This window comes from Streptomyces seoulensis (assembly GCF_022846655.1).
GTDB lineage: Bacteria > Actinomycetota > Actinomycetes > Streptomycetales > Streptomycetaceae > Streptomyces.
On sequence record NZ_AP025667.1, the window covers coordinates 4,378,121 to 4,398,136 of the forward strand.

The 20,016-nt window shown below is 72.0% G+C and carries 17 protein-coding genes; 3 read left to right on the forward strand and 14 right to left on the reverse strand.

The genetic code is table 11. From position 1 onward, the window contains the following. Positions 1-329: 329 nt before the first annotated feature. Positions 330-1,181: a putative RNA methyltransferase gene (locus tag HEK131_RS20215; RefSeq protein ID WP_244336443.1), complete on the forward strand. Its 852-nt coding sequence runs from the start codon at positions 330-332 to the stop codon at positions 1,179-1,181. A 166-nt stretch (positions 1,182-1,347) separates the two neighbouring features. Here HEK131_RS20215 and HEK131_RS20220 read toward each other — a convergent pair whose 3' ends face one another. The 5 genes from HEK131_RS20220 to HEK131_RS20240 all read right to left on the reverse strand — a co-directional run bounded on the left by HEK131_RS20220 (position 1,348) and on the right by HEK131_RS20240 (position 7,338). Continuing rightward, on the reverse strand, positions 1,348-1,857 hold the full coding sequence (locus HEK131_RS20220) for an O-acetyl-ADP-ribose deacetylase (RefSeq protein ID WP_244336444.1): 510 nt from the start codon (positions 1,855-1,857) through the stop codon (positions 1,348-1,350). After that, a complete protein-coding gene (locus HEK131_RS20225) occupies positions 1,854-3,272 on the reverse strand; it encodes a phytoene desaturase family protein (RefSeq protein ID WP_244336445.1) in 1,419 nt (472 codons plus the stop codon). Before HEK131_RS20225 ends, HEK131_RS20220 begins: the two co-directional genes overlap by 4 nt. Positions 3,273-3,351: 79 nt before the next feature. After that, on the reverse strand, positions 3,352-4,194 hold the full coding sequence (locus HEK131_RS20230; protein ID WP_217465253.1) for an inositol monophosphatase family protein: 843 nt from the start codon (positions 4,192-4,194) through the stop codon (positions 3,352-3,354). Between the two features lie 77 nt (positions 4,195-4,271). Next, a complete protein-coding gene (locus HEK131_RS20235) occupies positions 4,272-6,068 on the reverse strand; it encodes a gamma-glutamyltransferase family protein (RefSeq protein WP_244336446.1) in 1,797 nt (598 codons plus the stop codon). 121 nt (positions 6,069-6,189) lie between these two features. Next, complete coding sequence (locus HEK131_RS20240) at positions 6,190-7,338, reverse strand: alpha-lytic protease prodomain-containing protein (protein ID WP_244336447.1); 1,149 nt, start codon at positions 7,336-7,338, stop codon at positions 6,190-6,192. Between the two features lie 320 nt (positions 7,339-7,658). On the opposite strand from HEK131_RS20240, the gene HEK131_RS20245 reads away from it, so the two are divergent. Continuing rightward, on the forward strand, positions 7,659-8,330 hold the full coding sequence (locus HEK131_RS20245) for a hypothetical protein (RefSeq protein WP_244336448.1): 672 nt from the start codon (positions 7,659-7,661) through the stop codon (positions 8,328-8,330). Positions 8,331-8,376: 46 nt separating this feature from the next. Here the strand turns inward: HEK131_RS20245 and HEK131_RS20250 are convergent, their stop codons facing one another. The 9 genes from HEK131_RS20250 to HEK131_RS20290 all read right to left on the reverse strand — a co-directional run bounded on the left by HEK131_RS20250 (position 8,377) and on the right by HEK131_RS20290 (position 19,176). Beyond that, a complete protein-coding gene (locus HEK131_RS20250; RefSeq protein ID WP_244336449.1) occupies positions 8,377-9,909 on the reverse strand; it encodes an NCS1 family nucleobase:cation symporter-1 in 1,533 nt (510 codons plus the stop codon). A gap of 135 nt (positions 9,910-10,044) precedes the next feature. Then, entirely contained in the window at positions 10,045-11,064 is a 1,020-nt protein-coding gene (locus HEK131_RS20255) for a TIGR03842 family LLM class F420-dependent oxidoreductase (protein WP_244336450.1), read from the reverse strand. Positions 11,065-11,075: 11 nt separating this feature from the next. After that, entirely contained in the window at positions 11,076-12,479 is a 1,404-nt protein-coding gene (gene hydA, locus HEK131_RS20260; protein WP_244336451.1) for a dihydropyrimidinase, read from the reverse strand. A 45-nt stretch (positions 12,480-12,524) separates the two neighbouring features. Next, on the reverse strand, positions 12,525-13,367 hold the full coding sequence (locus HEK131_RS20265) for a nitrilase-related carbon-nitrogen hydrolase (protein ID WP_217465260.1): 843 nt from the start codon (positions 13,365-13,367) through the stop codon (positions 12,525-12,527). 155 nt (positions 13,368-13,522) lie between these two features. Beyond that, positions 13,523-15,097 (reverse strand): PucR family transcriptional regulator, encoded by a 1,575-nt coding sequence (locus HEK131_RS20270; protein WP_244336452.1) that lies wholly within the window; start codon positions 15,095-15,097, stop codon positions 13,523-13,525. A 16-nt stretch (positions 15,098-15,113) separates the two neighbouring features. Beyond that, entirely contained in the window at positions 15,114-16,364 is a 1,251-nt protein-coding gene (locus HEK131_RS20275) for an aspartate aminotransferase family protein (RefSeq protein ID WP_244336453.1), read from the reverse strand. Positions 16,365-16,393: 29 nt separating this feature from the next. After that, positions 16,394-17,236, reverse strand: a complete 843-nt coding sequence (locus tag HEK131_RS20280) for a nitrilase-related carbon-nitrogen hydrolase (RefSeq protein ID WP_244336454.1) — start codon at positions 17,234-17,236, stop codon at positions 16,394-16,396. A 156-nt stretch (positions 17,237-17,392) separates the two neighbouring features. Beyond that, on the reverse strand, positions 17,393-18,823 hold the full coding sequence (locus HEK131_RS20285; protein WP_244336455.1) for a hypothetical protein: 1,431 nt from the start codon (positions 18,821-18,823) through the stop codon (positions 17,393-17,395). A gap of 101 nt (positions 18,824-18,924) precedes the next feature. Beyond that, positions 18,925-19,176: a helix-turn-helix domain-containing protein gene (locus HEK131_RS20290; RefSeq protein WP_217465265.1), complete on the reverse strand. Its 252-nt coding sequence runs from the start codon at positions 19,174-19,176 to the stop codon at positions 18,925-18,927. 32 nt (positions 19,177-19,208) lie between these two features. Here HEK131_RS20290 and map point away from each other — a divergent pair, with 32 nt between their 5' ends. After that, entirely contained in the window at positions 19,209-20,015 is an 807-nt protein-coding gene (map, locus tag HEK131_RS20295) for a type I methionyl aminopeptidase (RefSeq protein WP_217465266.1), read from the forward strand. The last annotated feature ends 1 nt before the right edge of the window (position 20,016 follow it).

The following is a 20,016-nucleotide window of genomic DNA, read 5'->3' on the forward strand; positions in this document are numbered from 1 at the left end:
CCGCCCTACGGAAAGCCCCAGGTCAGGGGCGACGCGGCAGCAATCACGCCAAGCGCCTTCTAAGCGCCTGCCCACTCCCTCAACCTCGTTGAAGCACACGGCGCTTCACCCGCAGCCATAGACTCAAGACATGGCATTCACGAGCACCCCCCGCCACTGCTTCCTCTGATCGGAAGACGATGAGGGCGACGCCGGACGGCATCGCCCTCCTTGGTGTGTCTGCTGCCTGAACCCCGCTTACGACGCCGCACGCCCCGCTCCGGGGCAGTGCCGCTCCGGGCCCGCACGCAGACACGGTCTCTTCCCTTCACCCCGGCCAGGAGTGCCCCGTGCCCGTGTTGCTTCCCCCTGCCCTCGAACTCTTCCTCGACCTGCTGCGCTGCCCGACGTGTCGTACTCGCCCCCTGAACCCCGACCGTGGCGCGCTGCGCTGTCCGGTCGGCCACACCTTCGACGTCGCACGGCACGGATACGCGGGCCTGCTGACAGGCAGCCGCGCCACCAGCGCCGACGACGCTGCCATGGTCGAAGCCCGGAGCCGGTTCCTGGCCGCCGGTGCCTATGCACCCCTCCGTGAGGCTGTGACCCATCTGGTGGCCGACGCCGTGTCCGAGCAGCCCACGGTCGTGGACGTGGGCTGCGGCACCGGTTACTACTTGGGCGGCATACTCGACCAGTTGGCCGGCGCTCGCGGTCTGGGCCTGGACACGTCGGTGCGCGCGCTCCGCGCGGCAGCCCGGGTTCACGAACGAGCCGCGGCGGTGGCCTGGGACGTCTTCCGTCCCTTCCCGCTGGCCGATGGGGTGGCCGATGTCGTGCTGGACGTGTTCGCCCCACGCAATCCGGCGGAGTTCCACCGCGTGCTGCGTCCGACCGGCCGGTTGATCGTCGTCCGTCCCACTGGGCGGCACCTGGCCGAACTCCGCGGCCGGCTACCCGCGATGATCACGGTCGATCCGGCCAAGGAACAGCGCCTGCACCGGGCGCTGGCTCCCTTCTTCGACAGCGTCGTCACCGAACAGGTCGAGTACCCCGTGACCCTGACCAGGCGGGATGCCCTGGACCTGGTGGCAATGACGCCGAGCGCACGCCACTTGAGTCCTGCGGACCTGGCCGATGACCACCCCCTGCCCGATCAGGTCACCGTCTCCGTGCTAGCAACCGCCTACCAGCCTCGGTGATCCCGAGCAGGCGCACGCACGCCTGCTGACCGATGAGCGGTGGGCACCCCGGCCGCCCTGCTTCCCCGAGCAACGGAAGGAAGCCGGGCGGCCGTTCGTCGGCCGTCGTCACGTCATCGGAGGGATCAGCTACCGGCGCGGCACCGGAATCCCTGAACCGCCATCGTCACTCCACTTCCCCCGCGAACACCTCGAACGTCCGCTCATCGAAAAGCACGAAGCGGACCTCCTCCACGCCGGTCGGAGCAGACCGCACCGCGTCCAAGGCGACCCGCGCCGCCTCCCCCACCGGCCACCGGTACACCCCCGTCGAGATCGCCGGAAACGCCACCGTCCGCGCCCCCAACTCATCCGCCACCCGCAGCGACTCCCGATAGCAGGACGCCAGCAAAGACGGATCGGAGCCCGGCCCCTGCCAGACAGGCCCCACCGTGTGGATGACCCACTCCGCCGGAAGATCCCCCGCCGTCGTGGCAACCGCCTCGCCCGTGGGGAGGCCGCCGCCGTAGTGGGCGGCCCGGAGGTCGCGGCAGGCCGCGAGGATCGCGGGGCCGCCCCGCCGGTGGATCGCCCCGTCCACCCCTCCCCCGCCCAGCAAGGAAGAGTTCGCCGCGTTGACGATCGCGTCCACGCGCTGCTCGGTGATGTCGCCCTGGACGAGCGTGATGGTGGTCATGACTGGCGGAGCCTCCTCCAGACTTCCTTCGCCGCGTTGTGGCCCGACATGCCGTGTACCCCCGCGCCGGGCGGGGTCGCGGAGGAGCAGAGGAAGACGGCGGGGTGGGGGGTGCGGTACGGGAACAGGGTGGGGCGGGGGCGCAGCAGGAGTTGGCGGCCGTCGACCGCGCCGCAGGCGATGTCACCGCCGATGTAGTTGGCGTTGCGGGACGCCAACTCGGGTGGGCCCGCCGTGGCGCGGGCGAGGACGCGGTCGCGGAAGCCGGGGGCGAAGCGCTCCAGTTGGCGTTCTATCGCGTCCGTGAGGTCGCCCTGCCAGTCGTTCGGGACGTGGCCGTACGCCCAGAAGACCTGCTTGCCCTCGGGTGCGCGGGTGGGGTCGACCACGCTGGGCTGCACGGTGATCAGGAACGGCGGGTCGGGGGCGCGGCCCTCGCGGGACGCGGCGCGCAGGGCTCGGTCGATCTCGGCCCGGTTCTTGCCGAGCTGGACCGTGCCCGCGACGCGGGCCTCGGGGGCGGTCCACGGGACGGGGCCGTCCAGCGCGTAGTCGATCTTGAAGACGCTGGGGCCGTAGCGGTAGCCGTCGTAGTAGTTGCCGAAGCCGGCGATGCGGGCCAGCGCCGTCGGTGAGGTGTCGAAGATGTAGGCGCGGGCCGGTGGCAGGTCGTCCACCCGCTTGACCTCGTAGTCGGTGTGCACGGTGCCGCCGAGGTCGAGCAGGTACGCCGTGAGCGCGTCGGAGATCGACTGGGAGCCGCCCTGGGCGACCGGCCAGCCCCGCGCGTGCGCGGCGAGCGCGAAGACCAGGCCGATCGCTCCGGTGCCGAAGCCGCTCAGCGGGGCGATCGCGTGGGCGACAAGACCGGAGAACAGGGCCTTGAACCGCTCGTCCTGGAAGCGGCTCATCAGGGCCGTCGCGGGCGGCAGGCCGGCCAGGCCGAAGCGGGCCAGGGTGAGCGGGTCACGCGGCAGCGCGGTCAGCGGCAGGGACATGAAGTCCCGCAGCAGGGTGTCCCAGCGGTGCAGGAACGGGGTGATCAGGCGGCGGTACGCACCCGCGTCGCGCGGGCCGAAGGAGGCCGCGGTCTCCGCGACCGAGCGGGCCAGCACGGCTGCGCTGCCGTCCAGGAACGGGTGGGCCATGGGCAGCTCCGGGTGGAGCCACCGCAGCCCGTACCGCTCCAGCGGCATGGCGCGGAACGCGGGCGAGTTGATGCCCAGGGGGTGCGCGGCCGAGCAGGGGTCGTGCCGGAAGCCGGGCAGCGTGAGTTCCTCGGTGCGGGCGCCGCCGCCCACGGTGGACCGCGCTTCGAAGACGGCCACGGAGAAGCCCCGGCGGGCCAGCTCCACGGCGGCGGTCAGTCCGTTCGGCCCCGCTCCCACCACGACCGCGTCCAGCATCGACGGCACCTTCCGACCCCCTCGTCAGCCGATGGCAACTCGGATCAGCATAGGCCGGGGCATCCTCACCGGCCCCGGCCGCTCAACGTCACCCGGTGCGCAGCAGCTCCCCGACCTGGCGGGCCGTGGTGGCGTCGCGGGCGGCGGTGAACGGCAGCGCGTTGCCCCCGGTTATGCGGAAGGGCTCTCCGGTGAGGGTCAGGTGGGCGCCGCCCGCCTCCTCCACCAGCAGCAGGCCCGCCGCGTGGTCCCAGGCGGCCTCCCAGGAAAAGGCCACGGCGTCGGTCTCGCCCCGCGCGATCGCCAGGTACTCCAGGCCGGCCGAGCCGCAGGAACGCGGGGCGACCCCGTCGGTCCACAGGGCGCGCAGCGCGCGCTTCTGCTCCTCGGTGGTGTAGTCGGGGTGGGAGACGGCCACCCTGAGGTCCCGGCCCGGCGCGGGCGGCCCGGCGAAGAGCCGCTCCCCGTCCAGGAAGGCGCCCTGGCCGCGCACGGCGGTGGCGAACTGGTCGCGGACCGGCGCGTACGTCCAGGAGGCCAGCACGGTGCCCCGGTGGGCGAGCGCGACCAGGGTGCAGAAGCCGTCGTTGCCGTGCACGAACTGGCGGGTGCCGTCGACCGGGTCGATGATCCACACCGGTGCGTCGCCCCGGATGGCGTCGTACGTGGCCGGGTTCGCGTGCACGGCCTCCTCGCCGACCACGACGGAGCCGGGCAGCAGGCGGCTCAGCTCCTCGGTGAGGCGGCGCTCGGCGAGCCGGTCGGCGTCGGTCACCAGGTCGTGCGGCCCGCTCTTCTGGTCCACCTCGTGCTCGGCCAGGCGGCGGAAGCGGGGCAGGATCTCGGTGGCGGCGGCCTTCCGGATCGCCTCTTCCACGTCGGCGGAGTGGTGGGCGAGAAACTCCTCGATGGTTTCCGTGTCTTCGATCATGTGTCCATGAGACCACGTCCCGCCGACATGGCCTCTCCGGCCTGTGGAAAACCCTCGGCGGAGCCTGTGGAAAACCCTCAGCGGCCGACCGCGTACCCCTGCATGCCCCGTGGGTTCGCCGCGGCGGACAGGACGCCGGTGGCGGGGTCGCGGGCGACCGCGCACAGCCGGCCTTCCGACCAGGCGGGTCCCACGGTGACGTCGTGCCCTCGGCGGCGCAGCTCGGCGACGACCGCCTCGGGCATGCGGGACTCGACGGTCACGCTGCCGGGCTCCTGGCCGCGCGGGTAGAAGGAGCTGGGGAAACTGTCGTTGTGCCAGTTCGGGGCGTCGATGGCGCCCTGGAGGTCGAGGGCGCCCCGGACGGGTGCGCGCAGGGCGGCGGCGAGGAAGAAGTGCGTCTGCCACTGGTCCTGCTGGTCGCCGCCGGGGGTGCCGAAGGCGAGTACGGGCACGCCGTCGCGCAGGGCCAGCGACGGGCTGAGGGTGGTACGGGGGCGGCGGCCGGGGGTCAGCGTGTTGGGCAGGCCCTCCTCCAGCCAGGTCATCTGGAGCCGGGTGCCGAGCGGGAAGCCCAGTTCGGGCACGACCGGGTTGCACTGGAGCCAGCCTCCGCTGGGCGTGGCGGCGATCATGTTGCCCCAGCGGTCGGCCACGTCGAGGTGGCAGGTGTCCCCGCGCGTGGTGCCGTCGGCGCTCACGCGGGGCTCGCCCGGTACGGCCACGGTGGGCTCGCCCACCCCCATGACGCCGTGCGGCACGCGCGCGTGCACCTGCTTCGGCAGGCGGGGCGTGCGCCCGCCGGGGCTCCCCGGCCGCAGCTCCCAGGAGGCGTCGGCGCCGATCAGGCCCCGCCGGCCGGTGTTGTACTCGTCCGACAGCAGCTCGGTGAGCGGCGCCTTCGCGGCGTCGCCGTACCACGCCTCGCGGTCGGCCATGGCGAGCTTGCAGCCCTCGATCAGCAGGTGGACGTAGTCGGCGCTGCCGTAGGGCGGGAGGTCGGCCGGGAGCAGGGCGAGCTGCTGGAGGAGGGCCGGGCCCTGGCTCCAGGGGCCCGCCTTGCAGAGGGTCCAGCCGTTCCAGTCGTACGTCGCCGGAGCCTCGTAGGTCGCCGTCCAGTCCGCGAGGTCGGCCTCGGTGAGGGTGCCGGTGTGGTGGGCGCCGGTGGAGTCGAGGGTGGGGCGGCGGGACTGGCGGAGCAGGGCTTCGGCGATGAAGCCCGTACGCCACACCGCGCGGGCGGCGTCGATGCGGGCCTCGCGGTCGCCCGCGCCCGCGGTCTCGGCCAGCAGGCGCTTCCAGGTGGCGGCGAGGGCGGGGTTGCGCAGCAGCTCACCGGGGCGGGGTGCGCGGCCGCCCGGCAGGTAGACCTCGGCCGAGCTCGTCCACTCCGTCTCGAACAGCTCCCGCACGCTCTCCACGGTCGCGGTGACGTTCTCCACGGGCGGGTGGCCGTCCTCGGCGTATCCGATGGCGTATTTCAGGACCTCGTCCAGAGGTTTGGTCCCGTGATCGCGCAGAAGCAGCAGCCAGGCGTCGAAGGCGCCGGGCACGGCGGACGCGAGGGGCCCGGTGCCGGGTACGAGGTCCAGTCCCAGGCCCCGGTAGTGCGCGACGGTGGCGCCCGCCGGGGCGACCCCCTGGCCGCACAGCACCCGGACCTCGCCGCCGGCCGGGGCGAGCAGGATGGGGACCTCGCCCGCCGGGCCGTTCAGGTGGGGTTCCACGACGTGCAGCACGAACGCGCCCGCCACGGCGGCGTCGAAGGCGTTGCCGCCGTCCTCCAGCACGGCCATGGCCGACTGGGAGGCCAGCCAGTGGGTGCTGGACACCATGCCGAAGGTGCCCTGGAGGGTGGGACGGGTGGTGAACATGCGGCCTCTTTCTCTGCCCGGTGACTCATGCAGGATGAAACAAGTTCTGCCGAGGGCTGCGCAAGAGGGCGCGAAGGGCCCCGCGGGCAGGTCGCCCGCGGGGCCCCTGGTGCGCGGAGGGTCAGGCGGTGTGCAGGGTCAGGCCGTAGCGGCTCAGGATCTCGTTGACCGGCTGGAACCAGGTCTCGCCGCCGCTGGAGCAGTTGCCCCAGCCGCCGGAGGTGACGCCCTGGGCCTGGTCGCCGCTGATGAACGAGCCGCCGGAGTCACCGGGTTCGGCGCACACGTTGGTCCTAGTGACCTGGTGCACCGCGCCCTGGCTGTAGTTGACGGTCTCGTTGAGGCCGAGGACGGTGCCGCAGTGCCAGTGGGTCGTGGAGCCGGAGCGGCAGATGGAGGTGCCGGGCGGGGCCACGTTGGAGCCGCGCACGAGCTGGTCGGAGACGGTGCCCCAGCCGAGCACGACCGGTACGGTCCACCAGCCGCTGCCCACGTTGATCCAGGCGTAGTCGTTGTCGGGGAACGACGAGCCCTGGAAGTTGCCGACGTAGGACCGGTCCCAGCCGTAGACGGCGGCGGACGGCTGGCCGCAGTGCCCCGCGGTGACGAAGCCGCCGTAGACCGAGAAGCCGATGGAGCACCGGACGTTGCCCGTGTAGAACGGGTCTCCGCCGACCGTGCCCGCGGCGAGGGTGCTCGCGGACTCGGCGACCTTGTTGACGGTGACGGGACCCGCCTGGCGGGCGCTCGCCAGGAAGCGCTGGACATCGTTGTCGGCGGCCTTGGAGCGGACCACGTCGATCACGACGGACCCGGCGCTCGGGTCGACATGCCAACTGGTCACGGACTTGGGCGCCTTGAGGCGGTCGACGCGCGCCTTGGCCGCGTCCAGCTCGCGGGCGCTGCGCTCCACCGTGCGCACGGTGGCCCCGGCGTCGCGGAGCTCGGCGCGGACGCTCGCGGAGGCGTCGTCGGTCACGGCCACGGTCAGCCGGCCGCTGCGGGCGTCGAACCAGGAGCCGCCGTAGGCCGCACCGGCGGTCGTGCGGGCCTTCGGGGCCAGGTCGGTGGCCGCGCGCTCGGCCTTGAGGCGGGCCTCGGCCTGGGTCTTGGTGAGCCCGAAGTCGTGCTGCATCGCGGTCAGCAGACTCTTGGATGCGGGGGCTTCGCCGGCGGTCTGCGCGGAGGCGGGGAGGGTGCCCGCCGCGGAGAGGCCGCCGAGCATGAGGAGTGCGGCCGCGGCGGCGCGCACGACTTTCTTGCGTCTCATGGGGAGTTGCCCTTCGTCGTTCCAACGAGGTGGGGGTGGAACAGCCGATTTCTGAGAGCGCTCTCATCAGTGCGGGGCAGAGCCTAGCGGCACCTTCACAACAGGTCCATGCCAATCACACGCCTTCCGTTCCGCAGGCGGAAGACGCACAGCGGGCAGGGAGGAAAAGGGCGATACGCAACTCCCCGGTACACGGCCCCGGTCACCGGTCGAGCACACAGCGAGTTCGGGCTTCCGTGTCACGGACCCGTCGTGTGACACTGTCGTCCCCCGCCCCTGCGGACCCCTTCCACCACCCCCTCCCCCACGAGAAGTGCGCCGTGCGATCTCTGCCTCTGCCGCTCGCCCTCACCGCTCGTCTGTCCCCGGTCGTCGTGCTGGCCGTCGCGGGCTGGGCCCTCACCTCGGGTCCTGCCGCCACCGCCAACTCCGGTCCTGCTGGGGGGAGTCCGACGTCTGCCGGTGACTCCGCCGCGCCTGCCGCCTCCTCGGCCGCGCCCGCCGCCAAGACCTACGACGCGGCGCCCGCGCCCTGCACCGGAGTGCCCGTCGCCACCGTGAAGTCACTGGTGCCCGGCGCGAAGACGGCGGGCAAGGAGATACCGTCCACCGACTCCCGGCTGCGCCGCACCTGCTCCTGGAACGCGCTCAAGGGCTACGACTACCGCTGGCTGGACGTCTCCTACGAGGTCGCCGCCTCCGACGAGGCAGCGGCCAAGGAGTACGAGCAGCGGGTCGGCGAGAAGAGCGGCGGCGGAGCCGTGCCCGGTCTCGGGGACGGCGGCTACTCCGTCGTGAACCTCACCACGGAGGACAAGCAGCAGACCCGCGAGGGCGTGGTGCTGGCCCACGTCGCCAACGCGCTGGTGGTCATCACCTACAGCGGCAGCGACTTCGAGAACAAGAAGGCCCCCGCGACGGCCGAGATCAACAAGGGCGCCATCAAGGCGGCCAAGGACGCGGTGGCGGCCCTGCGCGGCGGCGCCAAGTAGGAAGGAAGCCCCGGCAGCCGCACCTCGGCCACCGGGGCTCACTGCGTCAACTCGGCGTTTGCGCAGTCTTCTTGCCGCTCGCCAGGGTCAGCGCCACGTACAGCACCAGCGAGGTGCCGAGCCCGACCGCCCAGCCGTAGTCGGACAGTGCGCTGAGGGCCGGGATCGGGCGGCCGTCGATCAGCGGTTGGAAGTCGGCCCCGCCGACGGCGAGGACGCCGCCCACCACGAAGGCCACCACCGCCCGCCAGTTCCAGCCGCCCGCGTACCAGTAACGCCCGCCCGCCCGGTACAGGTCGGCCAGGTCGAGGCGGGTGCGGCGCAGGAACCAGTAGTCGGCGACCAGGATGCCCGCCACCGTGCCGAGCAGGCCGCCGACCAGGCCGAGCCAGGTGAAGATGTAGCCCTGCGGGTCGGAGTACAGCCGCCACGGGAAGATCAGCACCGCGAGGACGGCGGTGATCAGCGCGCCGGTGCGGAAACTGATCTTGCGCGGCGCGACGTTGGAGAAGTCGAAGGCCGGGGAGACCAGGTTGGCCGCGATGTTCACGGAGAGGGTCGCCACCAGGACGGTGACCAGGGCGTAGATCAGGCCCACCACGTTGTCGGTCTTGGCGGCGAGCTGGACCGGGTCCCAGACCGGCTCGCCGTACACCGCCTGCGAGCCGGAGGTGACCAGGACCGAAAGGAACGCGAAGAGGGTCATGGTCGTGGGCAGACCGAAAGCCTGGCCGAGGGTCTGCGCGCGCTGGCTGCGGCCGTAGCGGGTGAAGTCGGGGATGTTCAGGGAGAGGGTGGACCAGAAGCCGATCATGCCCATCAGGGAGGGCCAGAACAGCTTCCAGAAGTCACCGCCCCAGCCCAGCTTGGACGGCTGGTCGAAGAGCGGGCCGACTCCCCCGGCCTGGTCGCTCATCCACCACAGCATCACGAACGCCCCGACCAGCACGAAGGGCGCGGCCCAGTTCTCGAAGCGGCGGATGGTCTCCATGCCCCGCAGGATGATGGCCACCTGGATCGCCCAGAAGATGGCGAAGGAGAGCCACATGGTCCAGGCGTAGCCGCCGATGTGCGAGGCGCCGGACCAGCGGTCGCCGATCAGCTTGCCGGCCAGGAAGTAGATGGCCTCGCCGCCGATCCAGGTCTGGATGCCGAACCAGCCACACGCCACCAACGCCCGTACGACAGCAGGCAGGTTGGCGCCGCGCACCCCGAAGGAGGCGCGGGCGAAGACGGGGAAGGGGATGCCGTACTTCGGTCCCGCGTGCCCGGTGAGCAGCATCGGCACCAGCACGATCAGGTTGGCCAGGGCGATGGTGAACACGGCCTGTTTCCAGTCCATGCCGACCGCGATGAGTCCCGAAGCGAGCGTCCAGGAGGCGGTGTTGTGGGCCATGCCGACCCACAGCGCGGAGAAGTTGTACGTCGTCCAGGTCCGCTGGGACGCGGGTACCGGGAGCAGGTCCTCGTTGGCGTAGGGGCCGCTGGGCCGGGGTGTGCCGGGGGCGATCTCCACCCGGCCGTCGGCGAGGGTGACTTGGTCGGACGGTGGTATGGCCGTGGGAGCTGTATCGGTCATGGTGCAGGCCAATCGGATGGGAGGGTCGGGACAGGCCGTGCGGGGGGGGTGCGTCCCGTAAGGGTTCCGTACGGGCGTCCTGGCCCCCTTCCCGCGCGTCACGCGGGAAGGGGGAGTTCGATTCGCCTGCCGTGCTCAGGCGTTGACGGCGGGGATCACCTTCGTGCCGTAGGCGTCGATGGTGGCCTCCTGCGCGTCGTGCATGTCGTACACCGCGAACTGGTCCACGCCCAGGGCGCGCAGGGCGTTCAGCTTCTCGATGTGGGTCTCGACCGGGCCGATCAGGCAGAAGCGGTCCACGATCTCGTCGGGCACGAACTGGGTGTCGGGGTTGCCGCTGCGTCCGTGGTGGGCGTAGTCGTAGCCCTGGCGGGCCTTGATGTACTCGGTGAGTTCGTCGGGGATCTGCGCGGAGTGCTCGCCGTAGCGGGAGACGAGGTCGGCCACGTGGTTGCCGACCATGCCGCCGAACCAGCGGCACTGCTCGCGGGCGTGGGCGAGGGCCTCGGGCGAGTCGTCGTCGGTGACGTAGGCGGGGGCGGCCACGCAGATGGTGACCTCGTCCGGGTCGCGGCCGGCGGCCACGGCCGCGTCCTTGACGGCCTTCACCATGAACTCGGTGAGGTAGAGGTCGGCGAGCTGGAGGATGAAGCCGTCGGCCTCCTCGCCGGTCATCTTCAGCGCCTTGGGCCCGTACGCGGCCATCCAGACGGGGAGTTCGGCGCCCTCCCGCACCCAGGGCAGCCGGATCGGGGTACCGCCCAGGTCGGCCTCCTCGCCCCGGCCGAGGGCGCGGATGACCTTCATGGCCTCGCTGATCCGGGCGAGGGTGTTGGGCTTGCGGCCCGCGACGCGCATCGCGGAGTCGCCGCGGCCGATGCCGCACACCGTGCGGTTGCCGTACATGTCGTTGAGGGTGGCGAAGGTGGAGGCGGTGACCTCCCAGGTGCGGGTGCCGGGATTGGTGACCATCGGGCCGACGGTCAGCCTGTCGGTGTTCGCCAGGATCTGGCTGTAGATGACGAACGGTTCCTGCCAGAGCACGGCCGAGTCGAAGGTCCAGCCGTGGGTGAAGCCGTTGCGCTCGGCCCGCTTCATCAGGTCGATGACTCGGGAGGCCGGCGGGTCGGTCTGGAGGACTAGTCCGAAGTCCATGGGCACGACTCCTAGTTGAGGTACTGACAGGTGGAGCGGGGGGTGTAGGCGCCGTGCCCGGCGTGGCCGGTGTACTCCCGGTCGGTGATCACGGGGACGCCGCGCGAGAGGACCGTCTCGACCCGGCCGGTGATCCGCTTGCCCTCGTACGCCGAGTAGTCGACGTTCATGTGGTGCGTCTCGGCCGAGATCACCTGCTCGGCGTGCGGGTCGTAGATCACCACGTCGGCGTCGGCGCCGGGCGCGATGGTGCCCTTCTTCGGGTACATACCGAACATGCGGGCCGGGGTGGCGCAGGCGATCTCGATCCAGCGGCGGCGCGAGATGTGGCCGTCGACCACGGCCTGGTGGAGGAGGTCCATGCGGTTCTCCACACCCGGCATCCCGTTGGGGATCTTGGAGAAGTCGCCGCGGCCCAGCTCCTTCTGGCCGGAGAAGCAGAACGGGCAGTGGTCGGTGGAGACCACCTGGAGGTCGTTGGTGCGCAGGCCCCGCCAGAGTGCGGCCTGGTGGTCCTTGGGCCGCAGCGGGGTGCTGCACACGTACTTGGCGCCCTCGAAGTCCGGCTCGGCGAGGTTGTCGGTGGACAGGAACAGGTACTGCGGGCAGGTCTCGCCGAAGACGTTCAGACCCTCGTCGCGGGCCCGCGTCAGCTCGGCCACCGCCTCCTGCGCCGAGACGTGCACGACGTACAGCGGCGCGCCGGCGACCTGGGCCAGTTTGATCGCGCGGTGGGTGGCCTCGGCCTCCAGCAGGGCCTTGCGGACCTCTCCGTGGTAGCGGGGGTCGGTCTCGCCGCGTGCGAGGGCCTGCTCGACCAGGACGTCGATGGCGATGCCGTTCTCGGCGTGCATCATGATCAGCCCGCCGTTCTCGGCGGCCCTCTGCATGGCCCGCAGGATCTGGCCGTCGTCGGAGTAGAAGACCCCCGGATAGGCCATGAACTGCTTGAACGAGGTCACGCCCTCCTCGACCAGCAGGTCCATCTCCTTGAGCGTCTCCTGGTTCACATCGGAGACGATCATGTGGAAGCCGTAGTCGATGGCGCAGTTGCCCTCGGCCTTCTGGTGCCAGGCGTCCAGTCCCTCGCGCAGGGTGCTGCCGACGCTCTGGATGGCGAAGTCCACGATGGTGGTGGTGCCGCCCCAGGCTGCCGCGCGGGTGCCGGTCTCGAAGGTGTCGGCGGCGTAGGTGCCGCCGAACGGCATCTCCATGTGGGTGTGGCCGTCGACTCCGCCCGGGATGACGTACTTCCCGGTCGCGTCGATGGTCCGGTCCGCGGTGAACGCCTCGGCGGCGGGGGTGCCGGAGGCGGCGAGGGCGGCGATACGGCCGTCCTCGATCAGTACGTCGGCGTGGATCTCGTCGGAGGCGGTGATGACGAGACCGTTGCGGATGAGGGTACGGGTGCCCATGCTCCTACTCCTGGATCGAACGGCCTTCTGGACAGGACCTGTCGGTTACGGCGCCGTCAGCGGGCCGTACGTGCCCGGCTCGCGGTCGCGGTAGAACTGCCAGCGGTCGCGGACCTCGCGCAGCTTCGCCATGTCGAGGTCGCGTACGACGAGTTCGGTCTCCTTGTCGCTCGCGACCTCGCCGACGAACTGGGCCTCCGGGTCCACGAAGTACGTGGTGCCGTAGAAGTCGTTGTCGCCCAGGTCCTCCACGCCGACCCGGTTGATGGCGCCGACGAAGTACTCGTTGGCGACGGCCGCCGCCGGCTGCTCCAACTGCCAGAGGTAGCGGGAGAGTCCGCGCGAGGTGGCCGAGGGGTTGAAGACGATCTCGGCTCCGGCCAGGCCCAACGCCCGCCAGCCTTCCGGGAAGTGGCGGTCGTAGCAGATGTAGACGCCGATCCGGCCGACGGCGGTGTCGAAGACGGGCCAGCCGCTGTTGCCGGGACGGAAGTAGAACTTCTCCCAGAATCCCTGGACCTGGGGGATGTGGGTCTTGCGGTACTTGCCGAGGTAGGAGCCGTCCGCGTCGATCACGGCGGCGGTGTTGTAGAGGACGCCGGGCTGCTCCTCCTCGTACATGGGCAGCACCAGGACGATGCCCAGTTCCTTCGCCAGCGCCTGGAAGCGGCGGACGGTGGGGCCCTCGGGGATCTGCTCGGCGTACTCGTAGAACGCCTTGTCCTGCACCTGGCAGAAGTAGGGGCCGTAGAACAGCTCCTGGAAGCAGAGGACCTGGGCGCCCTGGGCGGCGGCGTCGCGGGCCGCCTGCTCGTGCACCTGGATCATGGATTCCTTGTCGCCCGTCCAGGCCGTCTGGAAGAGGGCGGCGCGGATCACTCGGCTCATCGGGACCTCCGGTAGCTCGACTCAAGGGGAGCCTAGGAAGGTCGCGGGGCCGGTTTGAGTGGCAGCGTGTCACGTCTGCGGGGCGTGGCCGTGCCACCGTGTCACGTGTTCCCGTGGACATGTTTCACCGCCGTTTTCGCAGGTCGTGGCATGTTTCAGCCCTGTTGCGCATCGTGCGCGAGGAGTGCGATGTGCACGGAGGCCGCCTGTTCGAAGTCGTCCAGGTCGATCCCGAGCCGCGTCTGTATGGCCTCTAGCCGGCGGTACAGGGCGGGCCGGGAGACGTGGTGGAGCTGGGCGGTGCGGGACTTGTTGCGGCCGGTCGCCAGATAGGTGCGCAGCACGTCCAGCAGCTCACGGCCGCCGCCGCACAGCAGGCCGTCCAGCTCGCGTTCGGCGAAGGACTGCACCTGCGGGTCGTCGCGCAGCAGCCGGACCAGCCCGCGCAGGTGCACGTCCCGCAGCCGGACCACGGCCGGCGGGTCGAGGGCGGCCCCGGCGACGGCGTCCGCGACGTGCCGGGCCTCGCGCAGTCCGGCGGGCACGTCGTCCCAGCAGGTACGGGGGTCGGCGGCGGCGATCACCGTGTCCGGATGCTCGGGGGTGCGCAGCCGCGCGGCCAGGCGCGCGGTGAGCGCTTCCGCGTCCTGGTCGCGGGCGAGGCTGAGCAGTACGGCGGTGGCGCCGTCGGCCAGCTCCGCGACCAGCCCGGTCAGCCCCAGGGTGCGCAACACCCGCTCCAGCCGGGCAGGTTCGGCGCCCGGCACGACGAGCGGCACGAACGTGCGCCGGTTGACGGGGAGTCCGGCCGCGCGCGCCCTGGGCAGCAGATGGCGGGCGGGTACGGTCCCGGCGGCGAGGTCGGTCAGCAGCCCGTGCGCGGACTGCTCCTCCCAGGTCCGGCCGGAGCCGGCGCCGAGCATCCGGTGCAGCACCAGCGCCTCGGCGGCCCGGTCGGCCAGGAGGCGCCCGGTGGCCGTGTCGCCCCGGTAGCCGCACAGCAGCAGCCTGCCCCAGCGCTCCCCGCGGCCGCCCAGCTCGGCGCGGACCCAGCCGTCGCCCTCGCTGCCCCCGGCCTGCCGGGCGATGCGCTCCCAGTCGCGCAGCACGTCGTCCACGGCAGGCCGCTCCCCCGCCGTGGCGAGGACGCGGTGGGCGAGGTTGGTGAGGACGACCGGACAGCCGCTGTGCTGGGCGACCTCGTCCAGGAGACGCTGCAGCGGGGCGCCGGAGGTGATCAGCGCGGTGAGGCCGGTGCGGACGGCCTCGGAGAGGCTGACGGCGGCGAACTTCCGCCGTACCAGCCGGGACTGGACCTCTTCGGTGAGTTCGGCGAAGGGGAAGGGCCGGTGCAGGACGACCAGCGGCAGCCCGCACCGCTCGGCGGCCCGGCGCATCACCTCGGGCGGTGTGGGGAAGGCGCGGCCGAGCCCGAGGACGACGGCGGCGGCCTCCGCCCGGTGCAGCGACTGGATGTACGCGGTCTGCTTGGCCTCGTCCCCGGCGAGCAGCACCCCGGTGGTGAGCACCATCTCGCCGCCGCTGAGCATCACGCCCACGTCGGCGGCCTCGGCCACGTGCACCCAGCGCACGGCCCGGTCGAGCCCGCCGGCCCCGGCCACCACCTCGGGCTCCCCGGCGAGCACCCGTTCCAGCGTGAGCACCTGCCGGACGGACAGGGCCGGTTCCTCCGGCCGGGAGGCGTGCCGGAACTCCGAGGTGGTGGTCATCGCTGTACCTCGTTCTCTAGTACGTGCTCCTCAGCGCGTTCTCGAGGATCGCCGCGCCTTCCTCGGCCTCCGCGACGGTGAGCGTCAGCGGCGGGGCGATGCGCAGGGCGCTGGTGTCGTGGCCGCCGCCCTTGCCGATGAGCAGGCCGTTCGCGCGGGCCGTCTCCAGTACGGCGGCCGCTGCGGCCGGATCGGCCTGGTCGGTGCCCGGCTTCACCAGTTCGACGCCGATCATCAGGCCCCGGCCGCGCACCTCGCGGACGCCGGGCAGTCCGGCGGTGACGGCGCGCAGCAGCTCGATGAGCAGGCCGCCGACCCGGCGGGCGTTGCCCTGGAGGTCGTGTTCGAGGTGGTAGGCGAGGTTGGCGAGACCGGCGGTCATGGTGATCTGGGTGCCGCCGAAGGTGGAGATGCTGTTGGCGTCGATGCAGTTCATGATCTCGGAGCGGGCGATCACCCCGCCGATGGACATGCCGTTGCCGATGCCCTTGGCGAAGGTGACGATGTCCGGCGGGCCGCTCCGGCCGTGTGCCTGCCAGCCCCAGAAATGCTCGCCGGTGCGGCCCCAGCCGGTCTGGACCTCGTCGGAGATCCAGAGGATGCCGTGCTCGTCCAGCACCTCGCGGAAGGCGGCGTACAGGCCGTCCGGCGGGGAGGTGAAGCCGCCGACGCCCTGGATGGGTTCGGCGATCAGCGCGACCGGGGGCCGGGTCTGGCCGAGGAGGTCGCGCAGGTCGGCCACGCAGGCGTCGATGAACGCGCGGTCGTCGAGGTCCGCGTACGGGCCCCGGCTGCGGACGCCGCCGTGCACGTAGAGGGTCTGGAGCGGGGACAGGGTGGTCGGGGACCAGGCGCGGTTGCCGGTCATGCCGACCGCGCCGAAGGAACGGCCGTGGTAGCTGTTGCGCATCGCCAGGACGGTGTTGCCCTGGCGGTAGGTGGTGGCGAGCAGCATCGCCGTGTCGTTGGCCTCGGTGCCGGAGGTGGTGAAGAAGACCCGCGCGTCCGGGATTCCGCTCAACATGGCCACGCGCTCGGCCAGTTCGACCATCGGGCGGTTGAGGTAGAGGGTCGAGGAGTGGATGATGCGGCCGGCCTGCTCGCTGACCGCCTTGGTGACCTCGGGCAGGGCGTGCGCGGTCATGGTGGTGAGGATGCCGCCGAAGAAGTCCAGGTAGCGGTTTCCCTCGGCGTCCCAGACGTGGCGGCCCTCGCCGTGGGTGATCTCCAGCGGCCGGTCGTAGTAGAGGGCGAGCCAGTCGGGCATGACACCACGGTGGCGGGCGTACAGGTCGTTCACGGGTTCACCAGCCCCTCGTAGGTGTCGGGGCGGCGGTCGCGGTAGAACGCCCACTGCTGCCGGACCTCGTCGATGAGGTCGAAGTCCAGGTCGCGTACGACGAGTTCCTCGGCCTTGTCGTCGGCGACCTCGCCGACGAAGCGGCCGCGCGGGTCGACGAAGTACGAGGTGCCGTAGAAGTCGTTGTCGCCGTACTCCTCCTGGCCGACGCGGTTGATGGCGGCGACGAAGTACTCGTTGGCGACGGCCGCGGCGGGCTGCTCCAACTGCCAGAGGTGGGAGGAGAGACCGCGGTGGGTCGCTGACGGGTTGTAGACCAACTGGGCTCCGTTGAGTCCCAGTTGGCGCCAGCCCTCGGGGAAGTGGCGGTCGTAGCAGATGTAGACGCCGACCTTGCCGACCGCCGTGTCGAAGACGGGCCAGCCGAGGTTTCCGGGTTTGAAGTAGTACTTCTCCCAGAAGCCCTTGACCTGGGGGATGTGGTGCTTGCGGTACTTGCCCAGGTAGCTGCCGTCCGCGTCGATCACGGCGGCGGTGTTGTAGTAGAAACCGGAGCCGTCGACCTCGAAGACCGGGGCGATGATCACCATGCCGGTCTCGGCCGCCAGGTCCCGCATCCGGCTCACGGTCGGCCCGTCCGGCACCGGTTCCGCCCAGCGGTAGTGCTCTGGCTCCTGCACCTGGCAGAAGTAGGGGGCGTTGAAGACTTCCTGGAACCCGATGATCTTCGCGCCCTGGGCCGCCGCCTCGCGGGCGTACTCCTCATGCTTGTCGATCATGGACTCGGTGTCGCCGGTCCAGGTGGCCTGAACCAGTGCGGCACGTACGACGTTGGCCATGAGCTGCTCCTTCGACGCGGCGTCCGAGCCTCTACGCCCGTAGAAACGGGCCGTAGAGGGACGAAAGTAAGCCTCTTGGACGCCCTTGCCAAGACCATCGTCGCCAACCCGCTGATTCGATCCCGTTTCACACCCCTGCGGGTGAGCGGGGGCCGGTCAGTGGGTGATCCCGGCGACCCGGAGGGCGTGCAGGAGGTCCCGGTGGTGTTCCTCGGAGACGTGGCGGGCGGCTTGCAGGAGGAGGGGGGCGATCCGTCCGGGGGCCGCGGCGGCGGTGCGGGCCGCGTCCTCGGGGGTGCGGGCACGGACACAGGCGTCCAGGAGGGTCCGGGCATCGCGGGTACGGCCCTCGGCATCGAGTCGTGCGACCGCCGCGCCGGTCTCCTCCGGTGGGCGGGCGGCGCCCTCCCGCAGCAGGCGGTCGCCTTCGCCGGCCCGGCCCGCCGATTCCAACGCGGCTGCCGCTTCGACCAGTTGCCCCGCCGGCAGCGCGGCCGCCTCCCATCGCAGGGTGGCCCAGTCCGCGTCCCGGCCGGCGCGGGTGAGGGCGTCCGCCAGGAGCGGGAGACGTACGGCGGGCCAGCGGGCGGCTTCCGCCAGGAGTATGTGCGCCTCACCGCTGCGGCCCCCGGCGCGGAGTGCTGCGAGCTGCGCGACGGCGTGGGCCACGGCACGGTGATCGTCGGCATCGGGTACGGGTTCCGTCCGGTCACCGCCCGGCGTCTCCTCCGCCTCCGCTCCGGCGAAGCGGGCGCCTCGGGGGGTGAGGTCGGGGTCGTCCTGCGGGGCGGGGGCTCCGGGGAGGACGAGCGGGGCGGGGGTGTCCTCGTCCAGCCCGGCGAAACGGGCGCTGCCTCGGCGGCGCTTGCGGGGTCTGGCGGGGGCGGGAGTTAAGGGAGACGCGTGACCCTCGCCGCCGGGAGCTGCCGGACCGACGAGGGCGGAGTCAGGTGCGACCGGACCGCCACCCATGGCGACAGCGGCGGCGTCCGGACGGCCGGCGCTCGCGCGGAGCGGGCCGGACGGGGCTCCAGCGGCATCCGGGGCGGGCGCCGCCTGGACAGGGGGGTACGGGCCAGGGCGGGCGGTGGGGATGCGGGCCAGCCGGTCCCGGAGTTCCGCGCAGCGGGCCGTGGCCCGGTGGCGGTCGTCCCGGGCCCAGGCAAGGTCGACACGGAGGGACTCCGCCTCGACCTCCGTCCGCGCCTCGGTGAGACGGTGCGTCAGGGCGGCCTCGCGCTCACCGGCGTCGTGGCGCTCGCGGAGCGTGCCGTGCAGGCGGCGGGTCAGGATGTCGTGGGCGCCGGGGCGGGCGTCGTACGCGGTGAGGGCGCCCGCGTGCAGGATGCGGGCTCGCTCCCGTTCGGCGAGGGCCGGTTCCGTGCCGTACGTCGCCGCCAGGTCGCGCAGCAGGGCGTCCACCACGTCCCACGGAGGCACCTCGCGCCCCTCGCGGCAGGCGCGCATACCGTCCGGGTCGCGCTGCCAGAAGGCCCCGCACCAGCCCGCGCCCTGGTCCAAGCGGGCCAGGAGGCCGTCCAGGTAGTACCCGAACTCCCCCGACCCCGCCGCGAGTTGTTCCGCCATCGACCGGCCCCCGCTCGATTGCCAGCACTGCGGGAGCCAGGCAACACCAGGCGTGTTACGGGCCTGCTACGCACGGTTTGCGGAACGCGACGAGGCGCCGCTCAGACGGGCACCAGGGCGCACCGGACGACCAGTTCGTCCATGGAGAGCCCGAGCGCCCGCGCCAGCGCCGCCACGGTGAAGAACGCGGGGGTCGGTGCCCGGCCGGTCTCGATCTTGCGGAGGGTCTCGGCGGAGATGCCGGCGACCGCGGCGACCGCGGTCATGCTCCGCGCGCCGCGCGCCTCGCGCAGCAGCCGGCCGAGCTGTTCGCCGCGCTCGCGCTCTTCGGGGGTCAGGGGGGTGCGCACCATGACACCATTCTAATACCGGTATAGTAATTGGCATGGTTGAACTCAAGACGGACGCCTCCATCGAGGCCATGTACGCGTCGGGCCAGGTCGTCGGGCGTGCCCTGACGGCGGTACGGGACGCGGCCGACGTGGGCGTGAGCCTGCGGGAACTGGACGAGGTGGCACGCGAGGTGCTGCGCGAGGCCGGGGCGACCTCGCCCTTCCTCGGGTACCGGCCCTCCTTCGCCCCGACCCCCTTCCCGGCGGTGATCTGCGCCTCGGTGAACGACGCGATCGTGCACGGCATCCCGAGCGACTACCGCCTGCGCGACGGCGACCTCCTCTCCGTGGACTGCGGCGCGCTGCTGGACGGCTGGGCCGGCGACTCGGCGATCAGCTTCGTGGTCGGACGCCCCCGCGACGAGGACCTGACCCTGATCGACACGGCCGAGCGGGCACTGGCGGCCGGGATCGGGGCGGCCGTCGTCGGCAACCGCATCGGCGACATCGCCCACGCCATCGGCACGGTGTGCCGTGCGGCCGGATACGGCATCCCCGCCGACTTCGGCGGCCACGGCATCGGACGCAAGATGCACGAGGACCCCGGGGTGCCGAACGAGGGCCGTCCCGGCCGGGGCATGCCGCTGCGCCACGGGATGGTCCTGGCGATCGAGCCGATGCTGATCGCCGGCGGCAAGGACGACTACCACCCCGACCTCGACGGCTGGACCCTGCGCACGAACGACGCCTCCCGCGCGGCGCACGTGGAGCACACGGTGGCCATCACGGACGCGGGACCGCGCATCCTCACGGCACGCGAGACGGCACGCGAGACGGCACGGCAGGGCACGGCGTCGTAAC

What these genes read in the sequence shown, in the direction of transcription:
- HEK131_RS20220 (WP_244336444.1), bottom strand. Translation starts at nt 1,857, where the DNA reads ATGACCACCATCACGCTCGTCCAGGGCGACATCACCGAGCAGCGCGTG.
- HEK131_RS20230 (WP_217465253.1), bottom strand. Translation starts at nt 4,194, where the DNA reads ATGATCGAAGACACGGAAACCATCGAGGAGTTTCTCGCCCACCACTCC.
- HEK131_RS20235 (WP_244336446.1), bottom strand. Translation starts at nt 6,068, where the DNA reads ATGTTCACCACCCGTCCCACCCTCCAGGGCACCTTCGGCATGGTGTCC.
- HEK131_RS20240 (WP_244336447.1), bottom strand. Translation starts at nt 7,338, where the DNA reads ATGAGACGCAAGAAAGTCGTGCGCGCCGCCGCGGCCGCACTCCTCATG.
- HEK131_RS20250 (WP_244336449.1), bottom strand. Translation starts at nt 9,909, where the DNA reads ATGACCGATACAGCTCCCACGGCCATACCACCGTCCGACCAAGTCACC.
- HEK131_RS20255 (WP_244336450.1), bottom strand. Translation starts at nt 11,064, where the DNA reads ATGGACTTCGGACTAGTCCTCCAGACCGACCCGCCGGCCTCCCGAGTC.
- hydA (WP_244336451.1), bottom strand. Translation starts at nt 12,479, where the DNA reads ATGGGCACCCGTACCCTCATCCGCAACGGTCTCGTCATCACCGCCTCC.
- HEK131_RS20265 (WP_217465260.1), bottom strand. Translation starts at nt 13,367, where the DNA reads ATGAGCCGAGTGATCCGCGCCGCCCTCTTCCAGACGGCCTGGACGGGC.
- HEK131_RS20270 (WP_244336452.1), bottom strand. Translation starts at nt 15,097, where the DNA reads ATGACCACCACCTCGGAGTTCCGGCACGCCTCCCGGCCGGAGGAACCG.
- HEK131_RS20275 (WP_244336453.1), bottom strand. Translation starts at nt 16,364, where the DNA reads ATGCCCGACTGGCTCGCCCTCTACTACGACCGGCCGCTGGAGATCACC.
- HEK131_RS20280 (WP_244336454.1), bottom strand. Translation starts at nt 17,236, where the DNA reads ATGGCCAACGTCGTACGTGCCGCACTGGTTCAGGCCACCTGGACCGGC.
- HEK131_RS20285 (WP_244336455.1), bottom strand. Translation starts at nt 18,823, where the DNA reads ATGGCGGAACAACTCGCGGCGGGGTCGGGGGAGTTCGGGTACTACCTG.
- HEK131_RS20290 (WP_217465265.1), bottom strand. Translation starts at nt 19,176, where the DNA reads ATGGTGCGCACCCCCCTGACCCCCGAAGAGCGCGAGCGCGGCGAACAG.
- map (WP_217465266.1), top strand. Translation starts at nt 19,209, where the DNA reads ATGGTTGAACTCAAGACGGACGCCTCCATCGAGGCCATGTACGCGTCG.